The organism is Burkholderia sp. Bp9140, from assembly GCF_003853425.1.
Taxonomy (GTDB): Bacteria; Pseudomonadota; Gammaproteobacteria; order Burkholderiales; family Burkholderiaceae; genus Burkholderia.
The window spans coordinates 1-1,900 of the sequence record NZ_QTPQ01000096.1; the positions used below are offsets into that span (position 1 = coordinate 1).

Here is a 1,900-nt window from a genome sequence, read left to right on the forward strand (position 1 = left end):
CGTTCGGCCGCGCGGCCAGGCCTCAGGCCCAAATCCACTACAGCCTGGATTACCTTCAGACGGTCGAGTTCTCGCATGTTCAATGTCACCAGTGCTGTTCGGTGCATCGCCGGCTCCATGATCTGACGGGGAGCCGGCAAGCTTACCGAGGTCCAAACGCGACATTTCAACTTTGCCCAGATGCGACATTACAACTTTGCTCTTACAACTATGTCATACCCGGATTCAGATGTCCACCTTCCAGCTATTTACAAATGTCCGGTTTTAAGCTTGGTTTTGCTGCGTCCTTTTTCTCGTTTTGACCGTTACGCCGTGTCGAAGGTCGGCGCCTGAACGGGCAGGGCGCTCACGCTTGTTTCTCCAGCTTTTGGAGACCGACGGCCAGGTTTGTCTGCTGGCTTGGCGGGTTGCCTACGTTGCGCCAGATCCACGATCACATGCTCGACGTCGGCCTGCGTGATCTCGCGTTGCTTCTTCTTGCCCGCTTGGGGTTCGTTTCGGTCGGTCCGGGTTGAGTCGCCGCGATGTGTTCGTGACGGCGCTTTACCGATTCGGCTGTTATCGCGTTGCGCCTGAAGCGCTTGCGCGACCTGCAGCACATGACTCAAGCGCTTGTGCTCCACGACTGCGCCTTGATCGATTTCGGTTAGGCGATCGTACTGTCTGTAGTCCAACACCCGGTCGTCAGCCCGTAGTTCAATCCGCCCATCCGGGTACTCCCACACCTCGATCTGCCGGTCGATCAGCTTCCGGTTGACCGGCGTGTCGTCCAGCAAATACATCACCCGGTCGTACTGAACCGTGAGCGACTTCGTCACTTTCCGCGGCTCGCGCCACGTCAGCGCCCGCTCCAGGCTCTCGTCGGCCCGCAACGGCCGGTGCGCATTGAAGTCGCTCTTTGGCGGCTTCGCGAAGCGCGTGTTGTAGGCGGCCATGAAGGAGGGCGCGTAAGCGTTGGCGTCGGCCACCGTATTGATCCCGCGCAATCGCATCTCCTTGACCAATCGATCCTGCAACGTCAGGTGCGCTCGCTCCACGCGCCCCTTGGCTGAACTGCTGTTCGCGCAGAACGTGTCGATGTTCAGCTCGTACATCGCCCGGCCAAACGGCGTCACGCGATTGCCAGTCTTGCCCGGCTTCACGTTGCGAAACACGCTGGCCTTGTCGCTGTAAAACGCTCCCGGCTTGCCATGGCGTTCGATGTACGCCCGCGTTGCCTCGAAGTAGCTGAAGGTCGACTCCGTCTGCGTGAAGTGCAGCATCATCAGCCGGCTCGTCGCGTCATCCACATACACCAGCAGCGTGCAGGCCGGCGCCCGTTCCTCGAACCATCGATGGTCGCAGCCGTCGATCTGGATCAGTTCACCGAGGCACGCCCGGCGCGCTCGCGGCTGATAAACCTTCGGCGGACGCTGCCGGCGCGGAATCCAGAGCCCGGCGTCCGTCATCAGCTTCCTGACCGTTTCCTTGGCCAGCCGAATGCCGTGACATTCCCAGAGCTTCTCGCAGGCCAACGTCGGCCCGAAATCGGCGTAGCGGTCACGGATGATCGACAGCACCCGGTCGGCGGCTCCCGGGTCGAGACGGCGGTTGCCGGGCTTCGCTCGGTGTCCCGACACCAATCCCGCCGCGCCGTGTTCCCGCAGCCGGGCGACCAGCCGGCGAACCTGCCGGGTCGTCAACTCCAGCCGTTCCGCCGCACGCCATGGCTTGAGCTTGCCGTCGGCTACGTCCTCAATGACCTTGAATCGGTCCAGTTCGCGCATCGTCATGGTGATCCGTTCCGTTGCAGCCATCGCAGCCTCCGGCGCCGGACACCCGGCGGCCGGACAGCTTACGCGGCGCGAAAGCGGACATTTCTATGTAGCCAAAAGCGGACATTTCAATTTAGCCACTACAA

Annotated in this window: 1 protein-coding gene; it reads right to left on the reverse strand. The window is 61.5% G+C overall.

Translation table 11 applies throughout. The features are described from left to right. Positions 1 to 305: 305 nt before the first annotated feature. Positions 306 to 1,796 carry an ISNCY family transposase gene (locus DIE21_RS36735; RefSeq protein WP_124502195.1) on the reverse strand — a complete coding sequence of 497 codons (1,491 nt, stop codon included), beginning with the start codon at positions 1,794 to 1,796 and terminating at the stop codon, positions 306 to 308. Positions 1,797 to 1,900 lie beyond the last annotated feature (104 nt).

Coding starts and splice junctions, on each gene's coding strand:
- DIE21_RS36735 (WP_124502195.1), bottom strand. CDS start 1,796: ATGGCTGCAACGGAACGGATCACCATGACGATGCGCGAACTGGACCGA.